5 protein-coding genes are annotated in these 5,560 nt (G+C 45.0%); 2 read left to right on the plus strand and 3 right to left on the minus strand.

Translation table 11 applies throughout. From position 1 onward, the window contains the following. Together tdh and AB4496_RS20710 are read right to left on the minus strand one after the other, a co-directional pair. Positions 1–691: L-threonine 3-dehydrogenase (gene tdh / locus AB4496_RS20705; protein WP_372131832.1), on the minus strand; the 691-nt coding region annotated here is incomplete at its 3' end. Between the two features lie 109 nt (positions 692–800). Further along, complete coding sequence (locus AB4496_RS20710) at positions 801–1,994, minus strand: glycine C-acetyltransferase (protein WP_009845597.1); 1,194 nt, start codon at positions 1,992–1,994, stop codon at positions 801–803. 504 nt (positions 1,995–2,498) lie between these two features. On the opposite strand from AB4496_RS20710, the gene AB4496_RS20715 reads away from it, so the two are divergent. Both AB4496_RS20715 and AB4496_RS20720 read left to right on the plus strand, forming a co-directional pair. Then, positions 2,499–3,431, plus strand: coding sequence for a LysR family transcriptional regulator (locus tag AB4496_RS20715; protein WP_009845598.1), 933 nt, complete (start codon positions 2,499–2,501; stop codon positions 3,429–3,431). Continuing rightward, the gene (locus AB4496_RS20720) at positions 3,431–3,814 is read left to right on the plus strand and encodes a VOC family protein (protein ID WP_009845599.1); all 384 of its coding nucleotides are present in this window, start codon (positions 3,431–3,433) and stop codon (positions 3,812–3,814) included. Before AB4496_RS20715 ends, AB4496_RS20720 begins: the two co-directional genes overlap by 1 nt. A 130-nt stretch (positions 3,815–3,944) precedes the next feature. Here AB4496_RS20720 and AB4496_RS20725 read toward each other — a convergent pair whose 3' ends face one another. Further along, the gene (locus AB4496_RS20725) at positions 3,945–5,480 is read right to left on the minus strand and encodes a PepSY domain-containing protein (protein WP_009845600.1); all 1,536 of its coding nucleotides are present in this window, start codon (positions 5,478–5,480) and stop codon (positions 3,945–3,947) included. Positions 5,481–5,560: the final 80 nt, after the last annotated feature.

Raw genomic sequence — 5,560 nt, forward strand, 5'->3', positions numbered from 1 at the left:
TGCCAAGATCCGACATTACGTCTTCAAGCTTCTCTTCCATCACGTTTACTGCGCGAGTCACACCCATTTGACGAGCAAGGTCTAGACGGTATTCATTTACGTCAGTAATTACAACGTGACGAGCACCAACGTGCTTAGCAACAGCAGCAGCCATGATACCGATTGGACCAGCACCAGTAATTAGCACGTCTTCGCCTACTAGGTCGAAAGAAAGCGCTGTGTGTACTGCGTTACCAAACGGGTCAAAGATTGATGCTAGATCGTCAGAGATTTCTGCAGGGATCTTAAATGCGTTGAACGCAGGGATCACAAGGAACTCAGAGAACGCACCAGTGCGGTTTACACCTACACCTGTTGTGTTACGACAAAGGTGAGTACGGCCGCCACGGCAGTTACGACAGTGACCACATGTGATGTGACCTTCGCCAGATACACGGTCGCCGATTTCAAAACCACGAACTTCTTGGCCGATGCCAACAACTTCACCCACGTATTCGTGACCTACCACCATAGGTACTGGAATTGTGTTTTGTGACCACTCATCCCAGTTGTAGATATGTACGTCTGTACCACAAATTGCAGTTTTCTTAATACGAATAAGAAGATCATTATGACCCATTTCAGGTTTTTCAACCTCGGTCATCCAGATGCCTTCTTCAGGCTTAAGCTTAGAAAGTGCTTTAATTTTCATAATGTTATCCAGTTCATCTCGCCTAACAGTAAGGCGAGAATCAAAAATCTATATGTTCTATTGGGTGTTGTTCTATCTAATCAAAGGATGCAAAGGCACCCCTTTAAAATTAGATGATAGCCATGTCTTTACCAACTTGGATGAACGCATCAATTGCGCGATCCAGTTGCTCACGAGAGTGCGCAGCAGACATTTGCGTACGGATACGAGCTGCGCCTTTTGGTACTACTGGGAAAGAGAAACCTACCACGTAGATGCCTTTCTCTAGTGCGCGCTCTGCGAATTCAGCCGCAACTTTTGCATCACCCAGCATGATTGGGATGATTGCGTGGTCAGCACCGCCCATAGTGAAACCAGCTGCTTCCATGCGAGTACGGAAGTGAGCAGAGTTTTCCCATAGTTGAATGCGTAGGTCGCCAGATTCCGCTAGAAGATCTAGAACGCGGATAGACGCCGATACGATTGCAGGTGCAACAGAGTTAGAGAATAGGTATGGACGAGAACGCTGACGTAACCAGTCGATTACTTCTTTCTTACCAGAAGTGTAACCGCCTGAAGCGCCACCCATTGCTTTACCAAGCGTACCTGTGATGATGTCGATACGGTCAACAACGTTATGGAACTCGTGAGTACCCGCGCCGTTTTCACCCATGAAGCCAACTGCGTGAGAGTCATCAACCATCACTAGTGCGCCGTACTTGTCAGCAAGATCACAGATAGCAGGAAGGTTAGCGACTACGCCGTCCATTGAGAACACACCGTCAGTTACGATAAGCGTGTGACGAGCGTCTGCTTCTTTAGCTGCGATAAGTTGTTGCTCTAGCTCTTCCATGTTGTTGTTCGAGTAACGGAAGCGCATTGCTTTACATAGACGAACACCATCAATAATAGATGCGTGGTTTAGAGCATCAGAAATGATTGCGTCTTCTTTGCCTAGAATCGTTTCGAATAGGCCAGCGTTTGCATCAAAGCAAGATGTGTAAAGGATAGTGTCTTCTTTACCAAGGAACGTAGATAGCTTTTGCTCTAGTTCTTTGTGAGAGTCTTGAGTACCACAGATGAAACGTACTGAAGCCATACCAAAGCCGTGCTGATCCATACCATCTTTAGCTGCTTCGATAAGAGCTGGGTGATTAGCAAGACCTAAGTAGTTGTTTGCACAGAAGTTTAGTACTTCTTCACCAGTCGAGATAGAAACCGCTGCTTTTTGTGCAGAAGTGATAATGCGCTCAGACTTGTAAAGACCTTCTTCTTTAACTTCTTCGATTTGAGTTTGAATCTGTTGGTAAAATGCAGAAGACATTGTCTATTCCTTCCTAATTATTATTCAGCAGCATCGCGCGCCGCATTATGTAGGGGATGTAAACGATTTCAATTCGATCATTTACACTGTAAAACTTATACCCCTATTCTAGTTGAACATCCCCTTCTCGATTATCCCTTTAGTTGGAAAAACATTAATGAATCGCAGGCACGAATAATGGTTCATCCCAGTGACACAGGGCACATAAACGCGTCTTACCTGCTCTTTTTAACGTCAAATCCCCTTCCGTTTGTGTCTAATTTCACTTTCATATCAGATCTCTATTTTTCATCTCAGAACGATATGGTGATGATTATCCGCTTCTCTTAGAATGTGCATCAGCAACTCCGCTATACAGATGAAAACCGATGAGATGAAAAGCAAAACACGCCAAGCAATCAGAGCAATCACGCCAAGTGATTAATGAAATTGATTCACAAATCAGAAGAGATCACTCACAATTGTCAATAAGCTCACCGTTGCAACTAGCCCTACTGGACACTTATGATTAACCCAAAACTCATCGCCCTACTTCCCGATCTCGCCTCGTTTATCTTAGTTGTGAACGAAGGTAGCTTTACCGCTGCAGCAAAGCAGTTAGGGGTGACACCCTCAGCGTTGAGTAAATTGATCACACGTCTAGAAAAAGCACTCTCAGTAAAGCTGTTTGAACGTACCACTCGTACATTGATCATCACGCAAGCAGGCCAGTTGGTATACGACCAAAGCGTGGTCATGATTAATGCGGCGCAACAAGCGGTTGAGCTGTCTACCTCCGACCATACTGAACCTGCAGGCTCTATAACGGTAGCGGCGCCTGAGGCGTTCTTGAACTCAGTGCTACAGCCTTTTGTTGTTCCATTTTTAAATCAGTATCCAGAGATTCAACTCAAGCTAAGGGCAGCTGATGGCGACATCGACATATTGCGCCAAGGCATCGACATTGCCTTTCGCCTTACCGACAAACCTGACGAGAGTTTGGTATTGAAAGAACTCGGAAAAACAAACCTCGTGTTATGTGCGAGCCCGGACTATTTAGATGCCAAAGGAATCCCTCACCACCCTACCGAGCTTTCTGAGCACGACTGCTTATACCTTGCAGAAACAGATAAAGACCACATTTGGGACTTTCTTAAAGATGATGAATTTCACACGGTACCCGTCACTGGGCGTTACGCAGTTAACCACTCGCAGATGCGACTGAAAGGTGTAAAAGAAGGTCTAGGCGTCGGTATTTTCCATGACTTCGTGATTCAAGATGCGTTGGCTGAAGGCTCCGTGGTACAAGTGTTGGAAGATTGGACCATCAAGAGTAATTACCATGGCGCTATCGCGATGCAGTTTGCTCAAACCAAGTACATGCCCGCTCGACTGCGTGTATTCATTGATTACGCGATGGAGCACTTGGGTGACAAGCTGGCAGGAGAAATAAACTGATGCTGAAAGGAATACACCACGCCGCCATTATTTGCTCAGACTACGAAGTCTCTAAGCGTTTTTATACGGAAGTTTTAAAGCTTGAAGTGATTGCGGAGAATTATCGTGAAGCACGTCAGTCGTATAAGCTCGACTTGGCACTGCCTAATGGCGCTCAAATAGAATTATTCAGCTTCCCTGACGCACCTGAAAGACCAAGCTTTCCGGAAGCTCAAGGGCTGAGACATTTGGCCTTTTGTGTTGATGACATTCAACATGTCAAAAGCTACTTGGAAGAACAAGGCATTGAAGTCGAACCGATTCGAGTGGATGAATTTACGGGGAAATCATTTACGTTTTTCGCAGACCCAGACGGCCTGCCGCTTGAGCTTTATCAGATCTAAAGCTGTATCAGATCTAAAGCTTTATCAGATCTAGAGCAGTATCTAGTCTAAAGTCTTCCTCACAGAAGAAGAGCTCATCTGATTAATAAAACGGACCTTCTCAAGTCGAGAAAGTCCGTTTGCATGTCAATTAACTCAACGCGGTCTTGAATCTCTCAACGCGTGAAAACAGTAACCAATCCAATAGCATTGCAGTCACAATCGTTGCACCCGCGAGTGGAAACAGTACCGAAATAACAACCACAGTCACTAAACCCGCTTTCCATAAGCCTGCATCACCAAATTTCGGTGGAGTTCCCAACTTTCTTTGGCCTGAAGGTCTGCGCATCCACCACATTACTCCACCAGTCACTGACACCAAAATGAATGCCAAACAGAACAACGCATTTAGAAGCTTATTAATGATGCTGATGTCACCTTGGTGCAGAGAAATACCGACGGCTAAGGTTTTGGCGAATAAATTGTAATCTTGCCACGTCACCTCTCCTAGAATGCGCCCTGAGTATTGGTCGAGGTGAGTCGTGCGATCTTGGGTTGGGTCGATAATGTCACCGCCCATGGTATTGGCAGCCACGGTGTAAACGCCCGTTTCTGATCGCGGGAAATTGACTTTATATTGCGTAAAACCAAGAGATTGAGCTTTTGCTATCACATCATCAATCGAGAAATTACTCGCAGATAATACATGCTGAGAATGATCCTCACCCATCTTAGAATGATCATGAGCTTCAGACGCTTCTTCTACTTGATGGACGTGTTCTTCTGGCTTATCTTGAGACAAAGGCAGTGGAGTTTGCTCTAGGTTCCAAGGCATTTCCTCTTCAGACCCGTGATTTAAAGAAGCATGCGTTTCGTTAGACAGAGGAATATCGTCCCACATTTGAGCAGGAAAAGTACTCCATGCTTGCACTAGCTTACCGCCCCAAAAACCTGTCCATGATAATCCCGATAGAATAAATAACAGAAGAATGAATGACAGTGTTCCACCGATGTTCGCATGCAGATCACGCATTAAAATACGCGTTCCTGAACCAAATCGAAGCTTAAGAAAACCAGCGCGGCTCGCGTTATCTCTCGGTAACCATAAGTAAATACCACTGATGAGCAACAGAATAGACAAGCTTATTGCGACTTCAATTAGATAATCACCCCAATCACCAATCAACAAAGTGCCGTGAATGTCATTCGCTAGCTGATACAGGCTATCGCTGCGGGGGATTTCTCCTACCACTTCGCCAGTGTATTGATTCACCGTGGCGAAAACGGAAGTGCCATCTTCAAGTGATACAGAAAATCGGTTCGCAAGATCAGGGACTTTGCTCGGTACAAACTGTGTCACCGTACCTTGTGGGTAGTGATTTTGTACGGCAGCTAATTGTTGTGACACCTTGATCGGTTCGCCCGATGCAACAATTTCAATCGCGTCTTGATGGAAAGCAAGTTCGATTTCATCGTCAAACAGCATCACCAAACCAGTAATACTCAACATCAACATAAATGGGATAACGAATAGCCCAGCATAGAAGTGCCAGCGCCAAGTGAGGAAGTAGAGAGTTTTATTGCGGTCTTTGCTTTTTATATTGGTTTTCGAACCAGTTGTTGCACTGCTTTTAGACTGCGAAGTTGCTTGTGCTTTCGCAGGGGTTTGAGATTCATTTCTCAACATTATTATTTCCTTTGACACACGCAAACATACCTTCTGAAAGATCAGAAAGTAATTTGAGCATGTTTAACTTTACTTAATAC

Source organism: Vibrio sp. 10N.222.46.A1 (genome assembly GCF_041473595.1).
GTDB classification, from domain to species: domain Bacteria; phylum Pseudomonadota; class Gammaproteobacteria; order Enterobacterales; family Vibrionaceae; genus Vibrio; species Vibrio tasmaniensis_A.

Bases quoted from the DNA above. Each gene is read 5' to 3' on its own strand.
- AB4496_RS20710 (WP_009845597.1), bottom strand. From the start codon at position 1,994: ATGTCTTCTGCATTTTACCAACAGATTCAAACTCAAATCGAAGAAGTT.
- AB4496_RS20715 (WP_009845598.1), top strand. From the start codon at position 2,499: ATGATTAACCCAAAACTCATCGCCCTACTTCCCGATCTCGCCTCGTTT.
- AB4496_RS20720 (WP_009845599.1), top strand. From the start codon at position 3,431: ATGCTGAAAGGAATACACCACGCCGCCATTATTTGCTCAGACTACGAA.
- AB4496_RS20725 (WP_009845600.1), bottom strand. From the start codon at position 5,480: ATGTTGAGAAATGAATCTCAAACCCCTGCGAAAGCACAAGCAACTTCG.